At 43.4% G+C, this 23,551-nt stretch carries 20 protein-coding genes and 1 pseudogene; 10 read left to right on the top strand and 11 right to left on the bottom strand.

Annotated elements, in window-relative coordinates:
• Window positions 1-62 precede the first annotated feature (62 nt).
• Window positions 63-338: a hypothetical protein gene (locus F6K37_RS06590; protein WP_008178783.1), complete on the bottom strand. Its 276-nt coding sequence runs from the start codon at window positions 336-338 to the stop codon at window positions 63-65.
• Between the two features lie 114 nt (window positions 339-452).
• Here F6K37_RS06590 and F6K37_RS06585 point away from each other — a divergent pair, with 114 nt between their 5' ends.
• Both F6K37_RS06585 and F6K37_RS06580 read left to right on the top strand, forming a co-directional pair.
• Window positions 453-587 (top strand): hypothetical protein, encoded by a 135-nt coding sequence (locus F6K37_RS06585; RefSeq protein ID WP_287249029.1) that lies wholly within the window; start codon window positions 453-455, stop codon window positions 585-587.
• Between the two features lie 199 nt (window positions 588-786).
• Window positions 787-2,292 carry a GTP-binding protein gene (locus tag F6K37_RS06580; RefSeq protein WP_008178786.1) on the top strand — a complete coding sequence of 502 codons (1,506 nt, stop codon included), beginning with the start codon at window positions 787-789 and terminating at the stop codon, window positions 2,290-2,292.
• Window positions 2,293-2,427: 135 nt separating this feature from the next.
• Here the strand turns inward: F6K37_RS06580 and F6K37_RS06575 are convergent, their stop codons facing one another.
• Window positions 2,428-4,059, bottom strand: a complete 1,632-nt coding sequence (locus tag F6K37_RS06575; protein ID WP_287249027.1) for a mechanosensitive ion channel — start codon at window positions 4,057-4,059, stop codon at window positions 2,428-2,430.
• A gap of 1,195 nt (window positions 4,060-5,254) precedes the next feature.
• On the opposite strand from F6K37_RS06575, the gene F6K37_RS06570 reads away from it, so the two are divergent.
• A complete protein-coding gene (locus F6K37_RS06570; protein WP_008178794.1) occupies window positions 5,255-5,719 on the top strand; it encodes an SRPBCC family protein in 465 nt (154 codons plus the stop codon).
• 51 nt (window positions 5,720-5,770) lie between these two features.
• Here the strand turns inward: F6K37_RS06570 and F6K37_RS06565 are convergent, their stop codons facing one another.
• Together F6K37_RS06565 and F6K37_RS06560 are read right to left on the bottom strand one after the other, a co-directional pair.
• On the bottom strand, window positions 5,771-6,592 hold the full coding sequence (locus F6K37_RS06565; RefSeq protein ID WP_008178796.1) for a SirB1 family protein: 822 nt from the start codon (window positions 6,590-6,592) through the stop codon (window positions 5,771-5,773).
• Window positions 6,593-6,884: 292 nt separating this feature from the next.
• Window positions 6,885-7,094, bottom strand: coding sequence for a hypothetical protein (locus F6K37_RS06560; RefSeq protein WP_287249024.1), 210 nt, complete (start codon window positions 7,092-7,094; stop codon window positions 6,885-6,887).
• On the opposite strand from F6K37_RS06560, the pseudogene F6K37_RS45400 reads away from it, so the two are divergent.
• A pseudogene (locus F6K37_RS45400) lies at window positions 7,093-8,259 on the top strand (aldo/keto reductase). The gene F6K37_RS06560 and the pseudogene F6K37_RS45400 overlap by 2 nt on opposite strands.
• A gap of 21 nt (window positions 8,260-8,280) precedes the next feature.
• On the opposite strand, the gene F6K37_RS06550 reads toward F6K37_RS45400, so the two are convergent.
• The 4 genes from F6K37_RS06550 to F6K37_RS06535 all read right to left on the bottom strand — a co-directional run bounded on the left by F6K37_RS06550 (window position 8,281) and on the right by F6K37_RS06535 (window position 11,441).
• Entirely contained in the window at window positions 8,281-8,460 is a 180-nt protein-coding gene (locus tag F6K37_RS06550) for a hypothetical protein (RefSeq protein WP_008178803.1), read from the bottom strand.
• A gap of 106 nt (window positions 8,461-8,566) precedes the next feature.
• Complete coding sequence (locus F6K37_RS06545) at window positions 8,567-9,808, bottom strand: SH3 domain-containing protein (RefSeq protein ID WP_008178805.1); 1,242 nt, start codon at window positions 9,806-9,808, stop codon at window positions 8,567-8,569.
• An 80-nt stretch (window positions 9,809-9,888) separates the two neighbouring features.
• Window positions 9,889-10,767 carry a universal stress protein gene (locus F6K37_RS06540; protein ID WP_008178808.1) on the bottom strand — a complete coding sequence of 293 codons (879 nt, stop codon included), beginning with the start codon at window positions 10,765-10,767 and terminating at the stop codon, window positions 9,889-9,891.
• Between the two features lie 497 nt (window positions 10,768-11,264).
• Window positions 11,265-11,441 (bottom strand): NblA/ycf18 family protein, encoded by a 177-nt coding sequence (locus tag F6K37_RS06535; protein WP_008178810.1) that lies wholly within the window; start codon window positions 11,439-11,441, stop codon window positions 11,265-11,267.
• An 839-nt stretch (window positions 11,442-12,280) separates the two neighbouring features.
• Between F6K37_RS06535 and polA the strand changes: the two genes are divergently transcribed.
• Window positions 12,281-15,271, top strand: a complete 2,991-nt coding sequence (gene polA / locus F6K37_RS06530) for a DNA polymerase I (protein ID WP_353837836.1) — start codon at window positions 12,281-12,283, stop codon at window positions 15,269-15,271.
• 142 nt (window positions 15,272-15,413) lie between these two features.
• Here polA and F6K37_RS06525 read toward each other — a convergent pair whose 3' ends face one another.
• Window positions 15,414-15,650, bottom strand: a complete 237-nt coding sequence (locus tag F6K37_RS06525; protein ID WP_287249020.1) for a ribbon-helix-helix domain-containing protein — start codon at window positions 15,648-15,650, stop codon at window positions 15,414-15,416.
• 902 nt (window positions 15,651-16,552) lie between these two features.
• Between F6K37_RS06525 and F6K37_RS06520 the strand changes: the two genes are divergently transcribed.
• Both F6K37_RS06520 and F6K37_RS06515 read left to right on the top strand, forming a co-directional pair.
• The gene (locus tag F6K37_RS06520) at window positions 16,553-16,951 is read left to right on the top strand and encodes a Het-E N-terminal domain-containing protein (RefSeq protein WP_287249018.1); all 399 of its coding nucleotides are present in this window, start codon (window positions 16,553-16,555) and stop codon (window positions 16,949-16,951) included.
• A gap of 497 nt (window positions 16,952-17,448) precedes the next feature.
• Window positions 17,449-20,295, top strand: a complete 2,847-nt coding sequence (locus F6K37_RS06515) for an SH3 domain-containing protein (RefSeq protein WP_287249016.1) — start codon at window positions 17,449-17,451, stop codon at window positions 20,293-20,295.
• Between the two features lie 721 nt (window positions 20,296-21,016).
• On the opposite strand, the gene F6K37_RS06510 is transcribed toward F6K37_RS06515, so the two are convergent.
• Both F6K37_RS06510 and F6K37_RS06505 read right to left on the bottom strand, forming a co-directional pair.
• Window positions 21,017-21,448 carry a MerR family transcriptional regulator gene (locus F6K37_RS06510; RefSeq protein ID WP_287249014.1) on the bottom strand — a complete coding sequence of 144 codons (432 nt, stop codon included), beginning with the start codon at window positions 21,446-21,448 and terminating at the stop codon, window positions 21,017-21,019.
• A 32-nt stretch (window positions 21,449-21,480) separates the two neighbouring features.
• A complete protein-coding gene (locus tag F6K37_RS06505; protein ID WP_287249011.1) occupies window positions 21,481-21,783 on the bottom strand; it encodes a hypothetical protein in 303 nt (100 codons plus the stop codon).
• A gap of 358 nt (window positions 21,784-22,141) precedes the next feature.
• Here F6K37_RS06505 and F6K37_RS06500 point away from each other — a divergent pair, with 358 nt between their 5' ends.
• The 3 genes from F6K37_RS06500 to F6K37_RS06490 form a co-directional block, all read left to right on the top strand.
• A complete protein-coding gene (locus F6K37_RS06500) occupies window positions 22,142-22,816 on the top strand; it encodes a hypothetical protein (protein ID WP_158026415.1) in 675 nt (224 codons plus the stop codon).
• 175 nt (window positions 22,817-22,991) lie between these two features.
• Complete coding sequence (locus tag F6K37_RS06495) at window positions 22,992-23,192, top strand: hypothetical protein (RefSeq protein ID WP_287249008.1); 201 nt, start codon at window positions 22,992-22,994, stop codon at window positions 23,190-23,192.
• Window positions 23,193-23,301: 109 nt separating this feature from the next.
• A partial coding sequence (locus F6K37_RS06490) for a hypothetical protein (RefSeq protein ID WP_287249005.1) occupies window positions 23,302-23,551 on the top strand: 250 nt, incomplete at its 3' end.

Here is a 23,551-nt window from a genome sequence, read left to right as displayed (position 1 = left end):
CTTCCTGATTTAGTCGCAGGACAATGCTAATTCCCACGTTTTTTTAGCACCTAACTTACCTTTTATAAAAGCGTTTTGCTAACCAATAAAGATGCCCCCGTCAATTCTGAACATATGTCTAGCCACTCACACTTTTGCTCTTGGTCTTTTGCTTCATCCCGGCTGGCCAAGGATAACGACGGTGGGTTTTGACTATTGAGTTTACCCTCAAAATTAGTCCATGTTGGTGTATGATCATTAACTTTACCATAATTTACGATTTGGGTATCCGTGAGACTCTGACCTAAGTTCAGTAGCATCGGCAAGGTTAGACTAACACTTAAGAATTGGCTGATCATCTCATATCTCTCCTATGGTTTGCATCGAATCAATGGTGTAAGGCAATGATTAACTCTTCGACAGCTGTGGGTTGGAATCAGGAAGTTACCAGGGATGAATAATGGCTGTAACCCATGTCAGCTGTGAAGCATCTATGTAAGCATTCAGCCGTCAGCTTAAGCGCTACGCGCACGCTGCGCGAACAGCTATCAGCCATTGGCCGTAGGCCACGCACGCTACTTGAGGTGCTTTGTGGCACAGGCAAATAGTTTGTGCCACAGGCTTCGAGGCTGGAACCTAACTCAGCATTATTCGAATGCTTACTTCTTTTATTCAAAAGCTGACGGCTGACGGCTGATAGCTGAATGCTTACGCATCTATTTCTATATTCGCCCTCTTCTCAAAAGTGATTCCTGAACTGATGCTCTAGGATCGAAAGCAGAAGTGTCCTAACCAGGAGGTGCCGTTTTGACCGAATTCTGGCCTGAGTCTGACTCTGTTAACTCTCTAGATTTTGATCAGGATTTAGATAGCGCAATTTCAGGTTTTGAGCAAATCCAGGCAGAACTGAACTACAAACAGGCACAAGACTCCCTCAGGGATCTAGTCGCTAATCTTGACTTATCCCGTAGAGAAAAAGCTGGTTTAGATGCTCAAATCCAAGACTTAGGCAATCTGCTTGAGAAGCTGGAAAATACCTGTATCCAAATTGCGGCCTTTGGCATGGTGGGACGAGGGAAATCCTCTGTACTCAATGCCTTAGTCGGTCAACCTGTATTTGAAACTGGTGCCCTACATGGGGTGACTCAGAATGCTCAAACTGCCCATTGGCAGCCCCATAATCAAAGCCATAATCAAAGCCCTAGTCAAACCTCTAGTCAAGAAACCCCTAGTCCAAATCATAGCCAACAGGATATTCTACAGGTTGCCCTACCCAGTATTGGTAATTCCCAAATTCAGCTAATCGATACCCCAGGGATTGATGAAGTAGATGGGGAAACTCGGGAAGCCTTAGCTCTAGAGGTGGCTAAACAGGCAGATTTACTGCTGTTTATTATTGCTGGTGATATGACTAAGGTAGAGTACCAAGCTCTATCTCAGTTAAGAGCTAGTGGGAAACCGATGTTACTGGTGTTGAACAAGATTGACCAATATCCCGATGCTGATCGCATGGCAATTTACAGAAAAATTCGGGATGAACGGGTCAAGCAGTTGCTTTCACCAGCAGAAATTGTGATGGTTGCTGCTTCACCTTTGGTATCTGTAGCAGTGCGATCGCCTAATGGCAACATTCAGGTCAAGCGCCGCCGAGGGAAACCCCAGATTGAAGATTTGAAACTAAAAATTCTGGAGATTTTACATCGGGAAGGTAAATCCCTTGTTGCTCTTAACACCATGCTTTACGCGGATGAGTTGAATGAAAACTTGGTCAACCGAAAAATGAAGATTCGGGATGACAGTGCCAATCAAATTATCTGGAAAGCAGTGATAACTAAAGCATTTGTGATTGCTCTCAATCCAGTTACTGTTGTGGATATCCTCACCGCTACTGTAGTTGATGTGGTAATGATTCTTACTTTATCCCGTCTCTATGGTATTGCTATGACTGAGCAGGGAGCTGTTCAATTATTACAAAAAATCGCTATGAGTATGGGAGGTATTGGTGCTAGTGAACTCTTGGCTAACTTGGGACTGAGTAGCTTAAAAAGTATTTTAGGCATTTCTGCTCCTGTCACTGGTGGGGTTTCCCTAGCGCCATATATGTCCGTTGCCATCACCCAAGCTAGTGTTGCTGGAGTTTCTGGCTATGGTATTGGACAAATTACCAAAACCTATTTAGCCAATGGAGCATCCTGGGGAGAAGATGGACCAAAAGCCGTTGTTAGACGAATTCTCTCCTCTTTAGACGAAACCTCAATTCTCCATCGCATTAAAGGAGAATTGAGGGCAAGATTATCGAAAGTTGAAGGTTGAAAGTTGTTTGTAAGAATGTAGAATGTAGAATGTAGAATGTAGAATTAAGAATTCTACATTCTACATTCTTAATTCTTAATTCAAAAAGGGCGAACAACCTTGGCCTTTAGGCCACGCTACGCGAATAACTTCGAGTTACTTTTTGAAAGAATCTAGCCATTCTCTAACTTGCTCACCAGCAACATCGCGACCTCCGAGACCGAAGGCTAATGCGATCGCAACCGCGATTGCACCTAAGAGCAAACCAAAGGCTAAGTTCACAATATCAGGGGCAATGCCCATTTGTTGTAGACCTAGGGCTAAAGAAAAGGCAATAATCGCAATCCTAGCTACTTGTGCCAGGATATTTGATTGGCGAGCGCCGGAGCCAGTAATCAAGTTGAAAGCAAAATTGGCTAGGAATAGACCGATAGCAAGGACTACTAACCCGGACAGCACCCGAGCACCAATGAAACCAACCCCACCGACAATGTCAGTTAAGGCGGGAATCTGTAACACATCCGTTGCTGCCACAATACCAGCGATCATGATACCAATCAGTACAAGCAGTCCCGCTAGCTCAGAAGGGGTGCGACTGGTAAGTGGGTTCTGTGGTGTGTCTGATTCTGCTATTTCATCAGTTGTTTCATCAGTGGTGCTAGGAGCGCTGGCGGAAAAACCTAGCCAATTAAATAAATTGTTGAAGCCAAGGTCTGTCAGGACGTTGGTGAGCAGATCATTAACAAACTGTCCGATTACGTAGAAAACTGCCAGAATACCAGCCGCAGCAAATAGTTTGGGGATGGTATTAGTAACCTGGCTTAACATTGCGATCGAAGGGCCAGAGATGGCCTGGATCTGCAAGGCATTAAGGGCAGCGGTAGCAACGGGAATCAAAATCAGGACATAGACAATCGTACCGATAATCCCCGCTAGGGAGCGACCACCAGAGCTACTTAGTCCAAACCGCTCCCCGATCTGATTTGTACCTGCTGCTGTCAAGAAACTAGTGACAAGACGTTGCACAAGTTGAGCAATAAACCAACCAATAGCACCAATTGCTATGGCTGCGCCAATATTGGGCACAATCCCCCAAATCTCACCCAGCATAGTTAGTACTGGATCGAGAGTTCCCTGTAAGCCTAGGGTCTCTAAGACCGATGGCAGAAACAGTAAGAAGATTAAGTAGTAAAGGGCATTGCCAATGGTTTGAGCCAGAGAGAACTGACTAGTACCACCATCGCCGACTTGCTCACCCAAGCGCTGATCGAGATTCAATGCATTGAGGGTCCTGACTACTATCATCTTGACGATAGTTCCGATTAACCAGGCAATGCCCAATAGAATCGCCGCACCAAAGACACTGGGGAGGAAGCCGAGGATGGTGTCTAGAAAACTATTCAGGGGTCCGGAAACCGTATCTAGCTTGAGGGTTTCTAGAACCGCCACTACCGTGAAAACGATGATAATCCAGAAAACTGCCCCGGATAACCATTGCTCAATGGGAGGAGGCTCGCTTCCTGGCTGACCGCCAGTAGCCCACTGAGCAATGTTGTTGTCAATATTGGTGCGATTCAGTACTGCTTTGGTAATACCAGCAGCAATCTTAGCAAGGATAAGACCAATGACTAAGATTGCGATCGATTTAACCACATTCAGTAAGGTGGTTCCCCCATCTGCCAAAACTTGGTCTAATGCGGGAACTCCTGTCTGGGCTAAAACCAGGTGTGCCGATGGCTGCACACCCACTCCTACAATTTGGAAGATACCTTCCCAAGTTCCATTCATAGTCTTTGTTCTTACTTAAATTGTCCAATGTCACAGGCAACCCTAAGTTTTTTAAGTTCCTTGTGACTACTGTGGTCTGGTGAGGAGCACGGTATTATCGTCTCAACTAGATAAGTTGAGCAGCGGGGAAGCTGCGCGTCTGGTGACCCCAGAGGAACCGAGACGCTGCGGTATAGACTGCCGTCCCAAAAAGAGCTGGACAACAAGAGGTGCAGTTGTTGTGCTTTCCAGTTAAAGCCGGAATCGCCGATTCTGCACAAGGTAACGTTTGCCTCGCCAACGTTGTTGGTCGGTACTTTCCGAACCGCACTGTCTTAGCCCTCGTCTAATTGTTTAACGACTCGGTTCTAGAGCTTGGAGCGGGCAAAGTACCCCAAGGTAGGAACTTTAACACTTGCCAACAACGTAGATCCTTTACCTTAAGGGCAACCCCTTGGGTCAAGGTCTTAGGCTGGTCAGCTACCTGAAGGGAGGCTATCTACGCCTGGTCTCTTCAGAGGAGGGTGCTGACTGAAAATAACCTTGAGCAGAAGGTACGACAAGAAGATTTAAAAGTAAAGGTTGAGATGTTCATGGAGAACGTTTTACTCCTCAAATTTTCCACAGATGTGGCTTAATCTTGCCTAACTGACAAATCTTGACCCAGGAGTGCTGATAGAATTTACCCATAGTTGCCGACAGGAGTCAACTGCTTGGCTTAGGGGGTCTTACCCCCGCTGGTTAGCTGGGTAACTTGATTGAGTGTTGAATCGGCATTTGCCCCGATGTGACGTCGGACACTCGGGAGCTGAAAGATTTCTTGGTAGGTTTGTCAGTCACTCAAGACGTAACCCTTATATTTAGAGCGAATTGATGTACAAAAATCAAGTCTTGATTAATTTTTCCTCCTCACAACTCTAGTGGTCTGGTAGTGTGGCTAGCTGCCACGGTAATCAAGATAGTTCATTGAACCTCCCCAACCGGTATAGGATGGGGATTCCCAGGCACAACCAACTAAGTGGCTGTTAACTCCATGGGCGTAACTTTCCCTGGCCGTAGGCCACGCTGCGCGAACGTTCCGGGGGTAGCCGGGTAGGATCGATACCCAGTTTTTTCGCTTATTAACGCCATTGAGGGGAAAAGAATACCCCGTCCTCTTAGGTCTCGGATGAATTTTCCCCTCAAACTCCCCTCTTCGATAATGTGGAAATTTTACATGCAAAACGCCCAAATTTTTGAACAATCCATTAAAATTAATGCCAGCGCCACCATTGTTGAGCGCTGTATCACTGACCAGAGCTTAATGCATCGCTGGCTCAACCCGATTTTGCGTTGTGAATCAGTGGGGCAGTGGAGTACTGATGTCGGGAGTCGCTCGCGGTTTATTATTAACATTCCCTGGTTGCAGCCCACTCTCAAGAGTGTGGTTATTGACCGCAAGCCAGGGTTAGTGGTTTGGCAGTTCCAGGGTTTTTTCAAAGGACGAGACCGCTGGGAGTGTCAGCCAGCTGAACAAGGCACCCGTTTGGTCAACCGTTTTGAATTTGAAATTCCCAACCCCATCGTTAGCTGGGGATTCAACAGCTTTGCTGCCCAATGGACTCAGAATGATATGAAAGCCCAACTCAGACGCCTTAAGTTAGTAGCAGAAGAGATTTACCGACGTGAGTGCAGTCATTAGGGATTAGGGATTAGGGAATTGGTGATTAGTCATGCCCATCCATAGAAGCCTTTACTCATTTCCGATCTGTTTTAGTAACCGACGAATGATATCAGCATCCTCAGCTTGGGGCAGGATTTCCAAATAACGTTCTAAATCCTGGCATGCTTCTGATAAATATCCCAACTGGGAGTAAATCAGCCCCCGATCCCGCAGTTGTACCGGTGCATTAGGAAACAGCAACAACATGCGCTCAACTGCGGCTAGCGCTCTAGGTAAGTCTTGGCCATTGAGATAAATCAATTTAAGATTCATGAGCATCCTTGCTAACAGCTGCCGATTACTCACCGGTGCTAGGAAACTTGGTTGTAGGGTTACCGGATGACCATAAATTTGGGTTAGTCGTTCCTCGCAATCTTGTTCAAATAAAATCTCACCACCATCGAAAGCATCTACAAAGATCCCCACCTGCTCAAACTCTGGGCGAATTAGGAAATGCCCTGGCATCCCAATACCAACCATGGGAAAATCAAGGCGTCGAGCGACTTCCAGGTACACCACCGAAAGGCTAATCGGAATACCTGTGCGCCGATCCATGACCTGATTTAGGAAACTATTACGGGGATCGTAGTAATCACTGCTATTGCCCGAATATCCTAGGTCATCATAGAAATACTGATTAAGAGTTTTAATCACTCGCAGGGGATAGCGTTGCTCAGGCAAACGCTCCTCTACTTCAGATGCCATCACATCTAAGGCATTCAAGTAATCATCAATAGCCAGATCCGGGTATTCTTCCTCAGCTATGTAAAGCGCTGCTCTTGCCAAATGAATTTGGTCATCTGGCTGATTTATTTCTGTGTAAAACCCTTGACGCCCTAAGGTAAAGTCCATCTAAAATTTCCTCAGCTACTATGAATATAGCAGAAGTCAGAAGTCAGAAGTCAGAAGTCAGAAGTAAAACTATTGCTATACTTAGCTTTGAGACTTTTGTCATGTCCTAACTGCCCTGGCGACTGCTATATATAGTATTTTTATGTGATAGGTAAACATAAGATTGATATCAAAAGGGAACAGGGAATAGGGAATAGGGAACAGTGTCAAGATATCTGAGGAGTTTTTAGTGTTATCATAAAGCGATACAGTTGCTGATAGGGAAGGGCTGCATCAATACAGGGATAATAGTTTAAGTTTTTTTTCCTGATTTAATTCCAGTTGCCAAACCTGTAGGTTTATCGGCGTAGATAATGTTTCCACCATTGGAATAGATCAAGTTAGCAATCTTGGCGACAAGTACTTTGTCAGCTGTTTGCGTAGCGTGCGCGTAGCGCATATGCTTAGGTTGCAGCAACCACGCTAAAATATGGGCAAAGCTACTGTAGAATAGGCGAGCCATGACACGTAAAACAACTCGACGTCAGTTTATTGTGACCAGTGTTGCTGCTGCGGGTGGTATTGTTGGAAGTGCAGCATGGCATAAACAGCAGTCTCAACTGTCAGCAACAGCAGCTATTCAACTGCCAACAGCAGCTACAATGCCAGAACGAGTGTTAGGGAAAACGGGGGTTAAAGTTCCAATCTTTGGATTGGGAGGTGCAGGACAAACCCCTTTGTCGAAGATGAAGCGAGAAGCTGATGCCGTCGCCCAAATTGAAGCGGCGTTACAGTTTGGAATTCGCTGTCTTGATGCAATAGCGAGTGGGGGAAACCCCCAAGACCGCGCTGCATCGCTATTTTGATACCGCAGCTAGCTATGGCCCCAGCGAAAACTATATGGGGAAGGTATTACCTGCTTATCGATCGCGTAGCGTGACCTACGGTCAATCTAATCTATTTTTAGCAACAAAAACAGCACAACGAGATCGAGATGGGGCTTGGCGAGAGTTAGAGCGATCGCTTAAACGCCTTCAAACTGATTCTATCGATTTATGGCAATTACATCATGTTTCTTTTCACGAAACGTTAGATCAAATTTTTAGTCCCAATGGCGCTGTCTTGATGCAATAGCGAGTGGGGGAAACCCCCAAGACCGCGCTGCATCGCTATCAAAGCCTTTGAAGAAGCAAAAGAACAAGGAATTGTAAAATATTTAGGTATTACCGGACATCACGAACCGGATGTGATTGCAGAAGGGTTGCGGCGCTATCCCTGTCTTGATGCAATAGCGAGTGGGGGAAACCCCCAAGACCGCGCTGCATCGCTTTGATACCACGTTAATTTCTCTCAATGGGGCAGATGTTGATCATCCTCGTCCTTTTGCCAAAACTGTTTTACCAGTGGCGCGAGAGAAAAATGTAGGAGTCGTTGCTATGAAAGTTCCTGCTTATGGCAAGTTGTTCAAAAATGGTGTCTTAGATGGAATGGAGCAAGCTATGGGTTATGTTTTGTCTCTGGAAGGAGTACATTGTTGTATTATTGCTGCCGAATCCGTCAAGCAATTAGAATCAAATTTTAAAGTAGCCCAAGCATTTCAATCGTTGAGTTCAGAACAAATGACTGCTATTGAAGCACGGACAGCTTCTGCTTGGCAAGACAATACATTTTTCCGGAAGTGGACTTAAAATTATGTAAGCATTCAGCAGTCAGCGGTCAGCCGTTGGCCAGGCTAGGGGAATGGCCAAGCTACTTGAGCTGCCGTCAGCTGACTTAACAGAGATTAAAGCAATGCTTACTTGTTTGATTCCAAAGCTGAGAGCTGATAGCTGAGAGCTGATAGCTGATAGCTGAATGGTTAAAGAATTATAGCTTATAACAACGTGCATGCTCGATACTTACAGATCAGCAGTAGGGTGCGTTATTAACGCACCCTACAATCTTAGCTGCATCGCTAGATCGACAATGCTGCCAGATCTCAGCCAGATCTCAGCGTTAACCCACTGGTTCTGACTCCTCTTCTGGCTTAGACTCAGGACAATAGATCAGATACTTGCCAGTAACGTAACCTTGTAAGGGCGCAGAAATAGGAACCCAGCCATTATTTCCACGATTAACAATCGTTACCTTAGAACCATCAGCGAGAATTCCAATAATCTCGCCATCATTTGACGGTGCTTTGCGGACATTTAAACCCTGTGGTGCTGAAACTTGCCGACAATTCTCTTCAGATGGTGGTGGTGTTGGACAAGGTTTTATCGTAACAAACTGGCCAGACACATAACCGATTATGGGTTCTGAAATCTTCAGCCAGCCATCGGCACCTATACTCTCAATCTTGACCTCAGTACCATTTTTTAATGTACCGATACTGGGACCACCAGGGGTTGAACGCACGATCAGATCACTACCACGAGTGGTAACTGTACCACACTGTTCTTTGACGGTGGGACAGGGTTGAAGATATGCCTCAGACACATAACCTTTCTGGGGCGAAACAATCGGTACCCAACCATCAGTACTAGTACCCTTGATAGTGACCTTAGTACCATTTTCTACAACACCGACAATGGTACCACCGGGGGTCGCACGCACATTGAGCGGGTTACCCTTAGTCGAAACTAGACGACATTCTTCTTTCGGAGGAGGAGGTGGACAGGGTTTAAGATACCGGTCGGAAACATAACCTTTTAGGGGAGAGACAACCTGTACCCAACCATCAGTAATGGTATTGACGATAGTGACTTTAGCGCCATTGTCCAAGTCACCAATAATCTTACCACCAGGACTCTGACGTACATTCAGACCCCTGCCAGTATTGGTCGAAACTATGCGACATTCCTGTTTAGGTGGTGGTGGACAGGATTGGAGATACCGCTGAGAAATATAACCTGACAAGGGAGAAGAAATTTTTGCCCAGTCTTGGTTTACTATTTGCTCAAGGGTAACCTCAGACCCGTTTTTGACAAAACCGATAATCCGGTAATTGCTACCGGGTCCACTGCGGACATTGAGATCACTGCCTCTAGTCACCACTTTGCGGCAATTGTCTGTAGCCGCAGCAAGTTGAAATTTTACCTGGTTCTCAAATGAGATGTTTTCTAAACGAGATGATGGGGTAAATTGAGCGATCGCAGGACTAGTAGCATAAGATGGCGCAGGAAAAGCTGTAAAAGCTAGCGCCACAGAGATGCACACCACTAGTAATCTTCGCCAACCACTAATCTTTCTGATCATATGTTGGATTTATTATTCACTATCAAAGTGGAACGGCTTTATTTTATTAGAACTCTGCATAAAACCCTATACTCTCGATCCTAGCTTTGTGGTGGAAAGAAGAGAACAGGGTGCCAGCTGCTGCGCATTAAATCACCGGCTAAGCTACGCACTGACCAATCTAAGAATTTTCCTTTGTGATCGGAAGAGATTGCGATCGCAGTAATATCAAATTCTAAGGCTGTGTCTAAAATCTCTTCACGGGGATTGCCCACTCGCACGTCCGTATTGACCTGTAAGCCCAGCTCTTCTAACTCTGCTTTTACTGGTTCTAGCTTGTCTTGAGCTTTTTGTAACTGAGGGTCCTTGGATAATTCTCTGCGCCCCCCTTCGCTGACTACCCACAACAGCATACACTGCTTGATTGAGTTATCTGGTGCTTGTTTAGCATACTCTTTGACCCTTTCGACGGTATAGTTCGAGGCTGTAGTGCCGTCATAGGGAATTAGTAAATACCGGAATAGATGTTTGCAGCGTAGATCGAGTTCTTCGCAGGTGTAAGCTGAAATCAGTTGTGGTCGCAGCATTAGCAATGGTGTACTACATTCCTTGGTCAAGGTTGCTGTAGTGCTACCGAAAAGCTTTTCTTGTAATAAGCTGCGCACTGGCGTGCCAATCAGGATGACATCAGCATCGTAACGTTTGGCGATTTTAGGAATACTGTCACTAGGACGACCTGAGGTCACTTCGATGTGAACCTCTACCCCTTCAGGTATATTGGTCAAACCCTCTTCAAAGCGGCGGCGAGCTTGTTCTATTCCTTCTTCATCAATACGAGGTATTTCTCCCTCTTCCCAAAGCGGAACAAAGTTGCAGAAGATGATTTTCTTGAGCCCACCAGCCGCTAAACTGGGGACAAAATCTACTAGCCGATATAAACCGTCGGAGAAGTCGGTGCAGACTAGGCAATGCTGAAACATATGCAGGGAGGATCGCTTTTTCTTAGAGTTTCTTTCAGACTAGAACAATTTACAATTACTTTAGATAGTTTTAGATAGTTTGGGATTATTTTATATAAATTTATCAACTATTCATCCTGGCTGCCCTAGAGTGAATTGGGGTATTGCCAATCCGTAAGCTATCAGATATCAGCGAACAGCGATTAGCGCTACGCGCACGCTACGCGAACACCTTGTGAATAAAACAGGTAAGCATTCGTTTAATATCTGTTACGTCTACTGACGGCTGAACGCTGAAGGCTGAAGACTTCCCTTTAAGCAAGCCTACGGTGATAATACTTACGCTGATGATATTAGTTAACAATAAGTTGAATCAATCAATTTTAATTTTAATTAAATCTTAATATAATTCGAGTTGACGCCCCAGCATCCCCAGCTCCTTTCCTACCTACGGAATTGAGCAAGAGAAGGAGGTCGCGGCTCAATTAAGGCCAATAACAATCAGACTAGGGCTTTAGCTATAATCCCCACTCGTGTTTTAGGACTTCTTTGTACATTGTTTCACGCATCATCATTTGCTCATAGAGTTTGATTAGGAATTCCTGAGCTTGCTCACGGCTCATTTTCTGGACCTGAGATTCAAAGGACCGCAGGTTAAATTTTTGTTCCAGGGAAAGTTCTACAGGTTTAGACATAGTTGAGCTCCTTAAAAACTAATCATGGGTTTTGGCTGGCTAGAGCAGCCCTAGTCATGGTCACCCTAGGTATCGGTAAATGTATCAACCGTTAACCTATCTGACCTTTAATGAAGAATCGTAACAAGTATTTGACAAAATTGCCATATTTTGATTCTGCATGACGTTAGAAACAATCGTAGACTATTTCTAGCAAGTTTCCTGGCTAGGATTGATGCTGTCCAATTCGGTATAGTTGTTTCTTATACTCCATAAAACAAAAGTTGATGCCTTCATCATCAACAGGACTTACGCAAAAATAGACACACCACAAAGGTGCTGAATTGCTAGGATTCTTTAATAACGCACCTTACCGGTAGAGTTACTGAGTAAGCTGTGAGCAAAACACTGCTCAGGTTTCGTTAATAACACACCTTCCCGGTAGAGTTAGTGAGTAAGCTGTGATCAACACATGGCTATTCCATGCGATCGCATAAGCGCGGAAGCTGAGGCCGTAGGCCACGCGGGGCGCGTTCGCTTCATCGCAAAGCCGATCATACAACCAGCACCCTACCGGAATAGTAGTGAGTTAACTATATAGTATTTATCCGAGTTAAGTCAGTGGTTTTAATGGGATTGGCCGTAGGCCACGCTACGCGAACGCAAAGCCAATGATATAACTAGGCTTCTAACGGAATAGTAGTTAATTAACTATAGTTGAGATACCATTAGCCAGTTAACATAGACCCTAGACCGTTAACGATTCATTCTTAGTTAATTACCTGATCAGTCTGAGTTAATCCGGAATTCCCTAGCTACCAACAAACAACCAATCGCTACAATACCGCTACAATAGGGCTATGCCCAGATCTACTTCTTCTGAGAACTCTCCCCCGGTCCCTGATGATTCCCCAATGGTAGCATCCCCCCTACTGATCCTAATTGATGGTCATTCTCTGGCTTTTCGCTCCTATTTTGCTTTTGCCAAAAGTCGTCAGGGTGGATTACGGACTAAAACTGGAATTCCGACCAGTGTCTGTTTTGGCTTCATTAAATCTTTGCTAGAGGTAATGGAGTCAGAAAACCCGAATGCGATCGCAATTGCTTTCGATACCAAAGAAGCCACCTTTCGCCAACAAGCCGATGCTACTTATAAAGCCAATCGCACCGAAACACCAGAAGATTTCTTACCAGATGTCAAGAATCTCCAGCAGTTACTACAAGGGTTAAGAATCCCAGTAATAACTTCTCCTGGTTATGAAGCTGATGATGTATTGGCAACCTTAGCTCACCAAGCTATTGATCAAGGCTATCGTGTCAAAGTTGTATCTGGCGATCGCGATTTATTTCAACTAGTTGCTCCAGACAAAGGAATTACCGTTTTATATCTCAGTGGTCCGTTTTCTAGGGGGAGTGCTACAGTTGGCCCAACGGAATATGGCTTAGAGGAAGTAGAAGCAAAATTGGGAGTATTACCCTCTCAAGTCGTGGATTATAAAGCCCTCTGTGGGGATCCATCCGATAATATTCCTGGAGTTAAGGGCATCGGAGCAAAGACTGCAGTTAAGTTACTCAAAGAATACCAAAACCTGGATAATATTTATGCTTCCCTTGATACTATTAAGGGTGCCGTTAAGAAAAAGCTGGAAGTAGGTAAGTCAGATGCGGAACATGCTCGCTATTTGGCTCAATTACGATTTGATACTCCTATCGATATTGATTTAGACCAATGTCAGCTCCAAGGATTCGATCCTCAAGTGCTCAAACCGCTATTGGAGCGATTAGAATTAAAGTCATTTATCAGTCAAATAGATAAACTTCAGCAGCGTTTTGGTGGCGTAGTGCTAGAGGATAGTCAAAATAATGCCCCAAATGATACTGTTAGTGATACTGTTTCAAATACTGATAGTGATACTGATACTCAGGAAGATGATGATATTTCCTTTTTCAGTGTAGCGGAAACGGAAGAGTTTCAAGAGCAAGGGTCTAATACTGGTTCGATTCAACCACAAATTATCGATACTGTAGACAAGCTCAATCAATTAGTTGAACAGCTGAAATACTATACCGATGCTGGAAATCCTGTGGCTTGGGATACAGAAACCAGTGATTTGGAACCACGAGATGCTCAGTTGGTGGGGATTGGCTGTTGTTGGGGAAAAGAATTTACTGATGTTGCTTATATTCCTATCGGTCATAAGGATGGGACTAATTTAGACAAGGATATTGTCTTAGAATCCCTACGTCCAATTTTAGAAAGCTCAGATTATCCCAAAGTATTACAAAATAGTAAATTCGACCGACTAGTCTTACGTTGTAACGGGATTCAGCTAGCAGGAGTGGTATTCGATACCATGCTAGCGAGTTATGTACTCAATCCCGAAACTAGCCATAAACTTAGTGACCTAGGGCTGCACTATTTAGGAATAGAAGCACAAAGTTATAATGACTTGGTTCCAAAAGGGAAAACTATCAGAGATTTAGACATTCCTACTGTAGCCGATTACTGTGGGATGGATGCTTATACCACCTTCGGAATAGTTTTTAAATTGCGAGAGGAATTGGAGCAAATTCCAGCATTGCAGCAATTGTTGCTAGAAGTAGAGCAACCCCTGGAACCGGTATTAGCTGAGATGGAATACCAGGGGATTCGTATTGATAAGGATTATCTGCAACAGTTCTCTCAAGAGCTGGAAAAGGATTTAGTGGCAATTAAGCAGCAAGCCTATCAAGATGCTGGAGAAGAATTTAATTTAGGTTCCCCTAAACAGCTCAGTCAGTTACTGTTTGAGAAACTAGGGTTAGATCGTAGGAAGTCTCGTAAAACCAAAACCGGTTACTCTACCGATGCTACTATATTAGCTAAATTACAAGGAGACCATCCCGTAGTAGATGCTATTGTGGAATACCGTAGCTTATCTAAATTGAAATCTACTTATGTGGATGCTTTACCAGCACTGATGCGTTCTGATACTAAACGAGTACATACGGATTTTAATCAGACCGTGACCACAACTGGTAGACTATCTTCGTCTAGTCCTAATTTACAAAATATTCCTATTCGTACTGATTTTAGTCGCCAGATTCGGAAGGGTTTTATTCCAGAATCCGGTTGGCTGTTGGTATCCGCTGACTATTCCCAAATTGAGTTACGAATCCTAGCTCACTTGAGTCAAGAGCCAGTGCTAGTGGAAGCTTACCAAACTCAAGCGGATGTCCATACCTTGACAGCGCAAATGTTATTTGACAAAGAAGACATTACTGCTGAAGAGCGGCGCTTGGGTAAAATCATTAATTTTGGCGTAATTTACGGCATGGGAGCACAACGGTTTGCTCGGGAAGCTAAGGTATCGACAGCTGAAGGAAAAGAATTTATTGATCGATTGAATCAGCGCTATCCTCTAGTGTTTGCTTATTTAGAGGAAACTAAGAAAAAAGCGATCGCACAAGGCTATGTAGAAACTATACTCGGACGCCGTCGCTACTTTAGCTTTAGTGGTAACAGTCTTAGAAGGCTGCAAGGTAAAGCTCTCGATCAGATTGATCTCGATAAACTTAAGAGTATCAATCCCTATGATGCTGGGTCATTAAGAGCAGCAGCTAATTCCCCCATTCAAGGCTCTAGCGCTGATATCATCAAAATTGCTATGGTTAATCTGTATCAAGAGTTACAGAAATATCAGGCGCGGTTGCTATTACAAGTCCATGATGAATTAATCTTTGAAATTCCCCCAGATGAATGGGAAGAATTGCAGGTAAAAATTCGGGAAACTATGGAATCAGCAGTTGAGTTGACTGTTCCTTTGGTTGTGGAAATACATGCTGGGGAAAATTGGATGGAAGCGAAGTGAGGCAATAGTGCGTAGGGTGTGTTAGGGGCGGACTTGTCCTGATTTTTCTCCTCGTAGCCAGCATTGGAATAGTCCGCACCGTAACGCACCACCGAGCTGAAGGGATCAGGCAGATTTGCCCACCAAATTTCCCCACGATACATTACCATTCTTCATTAGGCAGAGACATGAACTGTATCTTTGCCATCACTGGATCTAGCTCAGAAGACTCTTTAGAGTAGACTTCATTCAGCTTCTGTAAAATTTGATCGCGATTGTACCTTTTAAGATAAGCTTTTAATGCCTTTAGGTAGAGTTCACTACGTGATAAGCCCATCTGTTGAGCAAGGGCTTCTGCTTCTTCAAAAACTGAGTCTGGAAGTGAAATTTCAGTTTTCATCGTGACTTTAGCAACAAGCCCTAATTCTTAATCATACCTTGGTTATACCAAGATTGTAATAGCTCCAGCACTTAGAAAACATTTGTTTTGCCTGTCCTATAGAATAGCCCCTACAGAGAATAGTGCGATCGCTCTTAGCGGAAGCTTTTGTGAATGATTGGTTGAGCACGAGAGGTCGGGAGCAGGTCAAAGTCGCAGAACAGATGAACTATATACTATCAGAGCAAGCTAAAACCCATGAGGGGGCTATAGCTTTACTACAAATGCTCTGCATAAGTGAAATGCTCCCTTGTAATTTCGACCTTAACCGATAATCACGGCTAAGTTATGCCACTGAGGGGGTAAAAATTAGCCTGTAAGCTCTGTGTGGCAAGGGTTTCAGTTGGGTTACCTTTGATAATATGTCCCCAGGGATCCCCATAGCAATTGAACTTGACCAACGAAAAAATTAGGTTTCTAGACTTGGCCATCGCAAATAGGGGCGTTAATCAACCTGTCAATCGACCCAATCTTTTTTGGGGTAGCATGGCTGAAAAGCTTACCCCAAGGCATTTTTAGCCTGGTTGTCATTCTCTCAGGTTATGCCATCATAGTGACCAGCTGCTGAAAAGGTACCCTCAAGGGTACTGCCAAGCCGGGTTAGATCATTCTATAAATGTATTGATTGAAATTCATTACAGTAAAAGGTAAAACCCATGCCTTACAAATACTAGAATCCCTGTGTCTTCCAAGTTCCGATCAAATTGGGAGTAGATCAAAGTGGCAGAACAGATGAACTATGTAGCATCAGAGCAAGCTAAAACCCATGAGGGGGCTATAGCTAATGTACAAATGTTCTGCATAAGTGACATGCTCCCTAATCGCAACCCGATCACATTCACAATTCTTAGGAAACAAAACTGATGGAACCCACTACTATTGTTACTGCACTAACTGCTGGTCTTGCTGCTGTTGGTAAAGGAACTGCTAGCCAAGCTGGACAAGATATATACCAAGGACTTAAGGGACTTTTGGCACTCATCAAAAAAAAGTTTACTGGGAACCAAGCAGCAGAGATGGTGCTTGCAGAATACGAGAACGACCCTAAAATTTGCGAGAAACTGCTTGAACGTAAACTGCTAGAAACTAATGCTAATCAGGACGAAGAAATTGTTCGTGCGGCTCAAAAGCTCATGAATATTATCAACTCACAACAAACAGCTATGGGCGGAGACAACGTATCTATTGGTAAAATTGGTAAAAATGTTGGTGGTTTTGTTATTGGTAAGAATGCTCAGATTAGGAACAGAGACATTAAGTAGGTAAACAAAATTAATTACACATTTTAAAAAGCTAAAAGCTTTGCAGGGTAAGGGTTACAGAGATTGGGAGTAGGCAATTAATTCTGTGTAGGTGCTTAATTAATCTCTGAGGGTGTGAAATGAGCCCTAAAAAGCTTACTTTATAAGGCTTTAATGCGCCAATGAGCTATGGATTGATACAATTGATACAGCGTTTTTTTGACCTAATGAGATACATTTTTTTACCTCTTTCCTATTACGATTTTACGGCTAAATGCTCCATGCTCCATCAAAGCAAAAATGTACCTTGTTAGCTTAAAAAAACGCTATACAGTAGCCAATTGACCCTCTTTTCATGTTCTGGAAACTCAAACCCTTATAACTACATCCAATGTCTGCCCAAAACAGCATGTATCTTTTGGGAAATGATAGGCTAAAATTATTACCCACTAAGGATTTAAGCTTGCATTTCCCCCCCAGCATTAATCTAGAAAGCAAATAGTTAAACAAAATTTGGCATGCATAACTCTAACGTATCTGTTGAGAAAAATGTTGGTGGCATTGTTGTTGGTGATAATACTCATGTGACGAACAACATCAATAAATATGATCAGGATTTTTTAGAGATTCCTCTTGAGAAATATGGCTTAGGTATTAGCCCAAGTCAACAGTTGATCGATGAAATGATTAATATTATTTGTCATCATCGAATGCTGATACTAGGTGGCAGTAACGACATTGATAAGGTAGGCATAGCACGTAATTTTGCATGGCATTTAAGTAATCATTTACAGAAAGAGTACTCAAGCTCTGACAGTTTTGAAGTTGAAGCCAAAGAATGGCAGCGTGGTTCTGAGTTACTGAACTTCGATCAAATACTTGAGCAAACTGAAACCAGAACAATTTTTGTGCTAACACAGGTTGTACCTCAGGATATTGACTATGATTTATCCCTGATCCAAAAAGCTGCTGCTGATAGTAACCACTATGTCATCTTTGCTACAGATGAGCCTCGTGCTGTTTGGGGTTTAACCGATACAATTGGAGATTTTTGGAAGGATTTAGAAGTTGATGGTCTGTACAAAAAAGATGATTTATCCAAAGAGTTAAAAGATCAACTAAAACAGCTTCCATGGTCTTTGCCAGATAAAATTTCCATTGAATCAATTGCTGAAAAGTTAAAAACACCAGACAAAATTTATAAATTTGTTGAATTACTTTCAACCGAAAAAGAGCCATTAAATCCAGAAGAAATTGATCAACTAATTAACCTTGCTCAGGACAATAAAAAAATACTGGAACGATGGTTTAATAACGTTCTCCAACCTCGTGAGAAATTAATTGCTTTAGGACTGAATTTCTTCGATGGTCTTTTCGAGGATCAGTGTCTAGTTGCCATAGGACAATTAGCTGACCATGAGTGGTATCGACGTGACTCATCTCTTTGTGCTCTCGATCACTGCGATTTGCAGCCTTTTCATAACTTCTTCCGCCCGGTTGAAGTCAAAAACGATCGGCAAAAGAGGATTGAAAGTTGGCTACCTGAGCAGCGTTTAGAGCTATTTAAAATTGCATGGAATACATATCGACAACGTATTTATGCTGCACTTCCAGTGCTGGTAAAGCTGGTTAAAACCTCTGTAAAACGAGGTGTATCTAGAAAGAAAGATACGTCTGGAATTCCTGTAGGGCAGCAGTTGTATGGTTCTCTAGGTGAGAAGACGCGACGTTATCCACTGCGCACAGCAATTAGTGGGGCAATTAGCGACATCGGTTTGATTGACACTGATGTTGTTAAAGAGACTTTGCTAAGGCTGGCAACTTATGGGGAAGAAGGTGTAACAGCCCTAGGTGTCCAAGCGGTGGCAGCACGGGCAATGGCTCGGTGGCACAAGCTTGAACAGAAGGAACAATTACTTCAAACTATTAGATATTTGTACCAAGAAAATTTTTCGGGCATTGAAGAAAATAAGAAGAATAAACTTAAACAGAATGTTCGAGCTACTATTGCTCTGACCATCAGCTATGCAGCAAAGTCCGATCCACCTGGAAAACTAACCGAAGGATTTCAAGAGTGGTTAATAAAATTGTTGTCAGACAACCACAATTCTCTGGTTCTTGAGCGCTTTCGCGATCAGATCTTACGAATGCTCATACCGCAGCACTTATTTCAACTACAAGAAGTGCTGTGTACATTAGTGCAACGCGAATACGGAAAAATAAGTGAAGATTTAACCGAAAAAATTATTAGTGAATTTAAGTCTGCCTATTATAATAATCATGCCTACGAAGTTTTAGATATACTCGAACAGTGGCATACCAAATGTGAACCAAGTGAGATTCAATACTTTGTTGAGGAACCACAAATTACTTCCCGTGAGCGATTGCTAATAACTGTGGTTAAAACTTACGGGGAAATTCAGGATAAAAAAGTGCTTAAGCAACTATACAGAATCCTCACAATAGAAGAACATCCAGACGTCCGTGAAGAAGCCATTGAAGTTCTGTGCCAGTGGATTGAAGAAGCTTTTCAAAAAATAATATCTGTTTTACCCAATTTCTTACCCAGTTTATTTGAAGAGCTTGACAAATATGAGCAATTACGAGTTTCTGAAGAAATTATTAATATATTTGATTCTGCCTATCATACTAATCATGCCGCCGAAGTTTTAGATATACTCGAACAGTGGCATACCAAATGTGAACAATGTGAGATTGAATACCCTGTTGAGGAACCACAAATTACTTCCCGTAACCAATTGCTAATAACTGTAGTTAAAACTTACGGGGAAATTCTGGATGAAAAAGTGATTGATCCACTATACAGAATCCTCACAATAGAAGAACATCCAGACGTCCGTGAAAAAGCCATTAAAGTTCTATGCCAGTGGATTGAAGAAGATTTTCAACAAATAAAACATTTTTTCCCCAATTTATTTAAAAAGCTTAACAAATATGAGAAATCACAAGTTTTTGAAGCCTTGCCAGAAAGCTATTGGGAAGAGGAAGGACTATCTGTATGGACTTTACAGCGGTTTGTAATTCAGTTAGGTAATCGGAACTGGAAAAACAATCCTATGTACCTGATAGTTATACTAACCGCCGTATCGGTAATAGGTATTTTACTAGTAGTATCTTCTATATTTTTTACGAGCAACAAACAACAGGGCAAGTGCAAAGTGGTGCACGGAACAAAAAATCATTTACCTGTTCGTGACTATCCAGACTTGAATCATCCACAGAAGGAACAATTTAAAAATGGACAACAGGTGACGGCTATAGGTAAACCAAATTCAGGGTTCTATGAAATTACCGCTCCCATCAAAGGCTGGGTAGCTGCTAATTATCTCAAAGAATGTCAATAAACTAGAACCAAAGAGATGAATTCATTCCAACTAAGTCAGGATTTAAAAAACTTGGCTAACCTGTTACGACAAACCCAAGCTAAGCGCTAACCAGATTGGCAGTATAAAAGTTGAGCTAAATATAGCAATTCTATATCCCATAAGGTACAAATTGATCCCCCTAAATCCCCCTTAATAAGGGGGACTTTGAGGTTGAAAAGCTTACCTCATAACTGCGAGAAACGCTATAAGTAGGTGGCCATAAATAAACGCAACTAAGGGCGGGCGGGTTTTGATGGTTAAATCGCTTATTTAGCAAGACTTTCGCCTAAGCCCGTCCCTACAATTTTTTTAACGTCTAATTAGACCTACCTACTTAGTCGCAGTTTTTCTGTTTACTTTACAGTTGGGGCAGTCTTGTCCCTGATCACCTGCGGGATCATCGTATCCGCAGCTGGAGCAAGTCTTCGCAGTCTCGACACCTGCGCCATCATCCTGACCAAGTTGATAACTGAAAACCGGGTTAGCGAATAACGCAACGCCCAAGACTAGGCTAAGAGATAATCCCTTCATTACACACCTCATATGTTGTTGGTTGAAACCTAAACATACATTTATACTAGCTCAGTCTGCTTAAGAGCAGCTGCTAAACCAAAAGCCCCTGACCCCCTCAACTACTCGCCGGAAAACTCCCACCAGCGATGCAGCGCGGTCTTGGGGGTTTCCCCCATGAGCGACTGCATCAAGAAACAAAGTGAATATCACTAAAGGTTTCAATCCACAAACGAGCGCCACAATCCAGTGGATTATCCGGCTGATACACAATCTTACAAGGACCGAGGATTTCTACCTCATTACCGTAGAGATTAGTGCCCTTTCGTTTAACTGAAATCACTGGCTTCCGGTCTTCCGGGCCTTTCTTCATATTCGAGCCAATGTGATTGCGATTAACATTAATCTTCGCTAAAGCCGTCGTACGACTAGTGCGCCATTTGCCCTTCGGTCCACGATTACCTTTAGTAATTTGTGGCAAATGGTTGAACAGAGGAATAATCCAGAATTTCCCGCTTTTATAGGCACCCCGCACCCGACCCTTATCTAGGAGTTGGCGCAATCGTCGAGAAGAAATTCCTAATAGAGATGCTGCTTCAGTAGTTCCAACGCACTTGTTCATCAGTTACCTCTCCTTTAACTATTCCGATAATACTAGTATAAGGGAAAAAAGAAAAATTGACAATTTATTTTTTTAGGGAACAGGGAATAGGGAACAGGGAATAGGGAGGAAAGGGTGGTAAAAGTGGTAAATATGGTAAGGGTGGCTAGCAAGTCAAGTGCTGTGGTTTCCACTATTAGCGACTGCGTCAATATCGGAATAGTTAGGAAATCGGGAATCGGGAATCGGGAATCGGGAATCGGGAATCGGAACCCACCCCTAACCCCTCCCAGGAGGGGAACGGGAATCGGGAATCGGGAATCGGGATTGGGAATGCGATCGCGTAGCGTGACCAAAGGTCAATCGCTTTTAGCGTGGCCTACGGTCAATCCCGTAGCGTGACCTACGGCCAATCCCGTAGTTAATAAACGAATATAGTTTGACCCAGTGGGTGGAACGGGCATCTTGCCCGTTACGGACGGGCACCAACACTGGCGACCATAAAAAAAATCAGGGCGAGCCCATCCCTAACACACCCTACGGCCTTTTACACAATTTTTTAAAAGAGTACTTTATTAGTACAAAAGGTACCCTCAGGGGTACTGCAAAGTCTGTGTTAAATCAGACATTATATTGAAAGAAAAGAGTAAATGAAAGATGAAACCAATCTTGAAAAATATTTGTATAGCTTTTTTAGTCGCGGTATCCATTCTGTTGGTATGGTGTCCCAATCCAGCCATGGCAGCGATGTATACGAACACTGATTCCCCAGCATTCCAAAGCAGCTCCACTTTTGCTCCCGATGTAGAAGTGCTACCTCCCATCTACGTTACCGAGGAAAGTGACGAAGGTGTTCGCCGCTTTCAAAAAGTCAAAGAACAAACAGATGCAGAAGTTACTATAAATGCAGAGTCCATAGATCAAGCCTTGACACACAACATGGTCTCAAATAAAACCTCGACGAACATGGTCGCATTTTTCACTGTCGGTGCTCGAGATCTTACTGAATACAATTACTATGAATTGGACATGCCTCCTCAATTGCTCGATGCAGATGGTGGTCGTATCCGCATGATCATGCAGCACGAAACGAATACCTCTGACGAAGTTCGCGTCATTGACCTCACCATTGGGACAGAATACACCAACGATCAGTTCGGTACCCGTGGGCGGTTTCGCGGCAGATATGGCTGGACTCGCCAGCAAGGTGGTGGTGACTACAGTTGGATATTGGGTGACGGCATAATCCAGAATATAGCGAATCCTTGGGATTGGGCATGGATCTTGGATTGGCGATGGCTAGAAGATGGTAGGGAAATTGGCGGCAATAAAATCCGTCTATATTCACACCCCCATGTTACTACTCGATTCATTTTTTACGATAACTGAGACTTGCCAATCCAGCTAATTAAGCGATAATCGTCTCAAAACCAGGACTTACGCCGAAAATCTACCTGTAGGGTGCGTTACAACGCACCTTACGCTATTTATAGCGTATAAGCCCTAATTTTGCGTAAGTCCTGAAAACCAACCCGATGGCATCCACCCTTTTGCGATCCTCCCCTTGGATACCTTACGCGGACGCCATTGGGTTCAGGTAATGGGATTGACCTTGGCCAAAAGGCCACCCTACGTGAATGGTCACGGTATGCGATGCTCCTTTGGAGCATCGCATCTGTTTTACTACGAGGATACTGATGCTATAGGGAAAACAGAAGAGAGAAGACAATCGTGTGACCTGATCATTATGGTTCTTCCGTACTAAGAGCAGGGAAATCTGAAGTTGTAAGGAATGGCCTTTAAGGGATCAGATCCTTCTCAATCACTTGAGGAGTGGTTAGAATCTTTAGACATATAAATACTATAGTCATCATATGCAAAATTACAAACAAGATCAGAAGCTAGTAAACCCGGAGAATCCACCTAGATCTTTAGTTAAGAATTTTTTATGGATGGGAATCGGTATTGCAACACTTTTCATTACTGGTAAGGCAGCCATTTTTGGCTATCAGCAATGGCTATCTCATCAAGAGCAACTATTTGTGGAAACGATGGAAGACCTGATCATCAATAAAGAGTTTGTCGAGTGTATGAACAAAGCTCTAGAAATTCCTGAAAGTTCTC

The organism is Moorena sp. SIO4E2, assembly GCF_010671945.1.
GTDB classification, from domain to species: Bacteria; Cyanobacteriota; Cyanobacteriia; order Cyanobacteriales; family Coleofasciculaceae; genus Moorena; species Moorena producens.
The sequence above is the reverse complement of the archived record's forward strand: the minus strand, read 5'-3'. Positions and strand labels throughout refer to the sequence as shown.

Excerpts from the sequence above, each read along its gene's own strand:
- F6K37_RS06575 (WP_287249027.1), bottom strand. The coding sequence starts at position 4,059 with ATGAATGGAACTTGGGAAGGTATCTTCCAAATTGTAGGAGTGGGTGTG.
- F6K37_RS06540 (WP_008178808.1), bottom strand. The coding sequence starts at position 10,767 with ATGTTTCAGCATTGCCTAGTCTGCACCGACTTCTCCGACGGTTTATAT.
- F6K37_RS06510 (WP_287249014.1), bottom strand. The coding sequence starts at position 21,448 with ATGAACAAGTGCGTTGGAACTACTGAAGCAGCATCTCTATTAGGAATT.
- F6K37_RS06535 (WP_008178810.1), bottom strand. The coding sequence starts at position 11,441 with ATGTCTAAACCTGTAGAACTTTCCCTGGAACAAAAATTTAACCTGCGG.
- polA (WP_353837836.1), top strand. The coding sequence starts at position 12,281 with ATGCCCAGATCTACTTCTTCTGAGAACTCTCCCCCGGTCCCTGATGAT.
- F6K37_RS06565 (WP_008178796.1), bottom strand. The coding sequence starts at position 6,592 with ATGGACTTTACCTTAGGGCGTCAAGGGTTTTACACAGAAATAAATCAG.
- F6K37_RS06585 (WP_287249029.1), top strand. The coding sequence starts at position 453 with ATGTCAGCTGTGAAGCATCTATGTAAGCATTCAGCCGTCAGCTTAAGC.
- F6K37_RS06520 (WP_287249018.1), top strand. The coding sequence starts at position 16,553 with ATGGAACCCACTACTATTGTTACTGCACTAACTGCTGGTCTTGCTGCT.
- F6K37_RS06590 (WP_008178783.1), bottom strand. The coding sequence starts at position 338 with ATGATCAGCCAATTCTTAAGTGTTAGTCTAACCTTGCCGATGCTACTG.
- F6K37_RS06570 (WP_008178794.1), top strand. The coding sequence starts at position 5,255 with ATGCAAAACGCCCAAATTTTTGAACAATCCATTAAAATTAATGCCAGC.
- F6K37_RS06550 (WP_008178803.1), bottom strand. The coding sequence starts at position 8,460 with ATGCACGTTGTTATAAGCTATAATTCTTTAACCATTCAGCTATCAGCT.
- F6K37_RS06545 (WP_008178805.1), bottom strand. The coding sequence starts at position 9,808 with ATGATCAGAAAGATTAGTGGTTGGCGAAGATTACTAGTGGTGTGCATC.
- F6K37_RS06515 (WP_287249016.1), top strand. The coding sequence starts at position 17,449 with ATGCATAACTCTAACGTATCTGTTGAGAAAAATGTTGGTGGCATTGTT.
- F6K37_RS06525 (WP_287249020.1), bottom strand. The coding sequence starts at position 15,650 with ATGAAAACTGAAATTTCACTTCCAGACTCAGTTTTTGAAGAAGCAGAA.
- F6K37_RS06560 (WP_287249024.1), bottom strand. The coding sequence starts at position 7,094 with ATGGCTCGCCTATTCTACAGTAGCTTTGCCCATATTTTAGCGTGGTTG.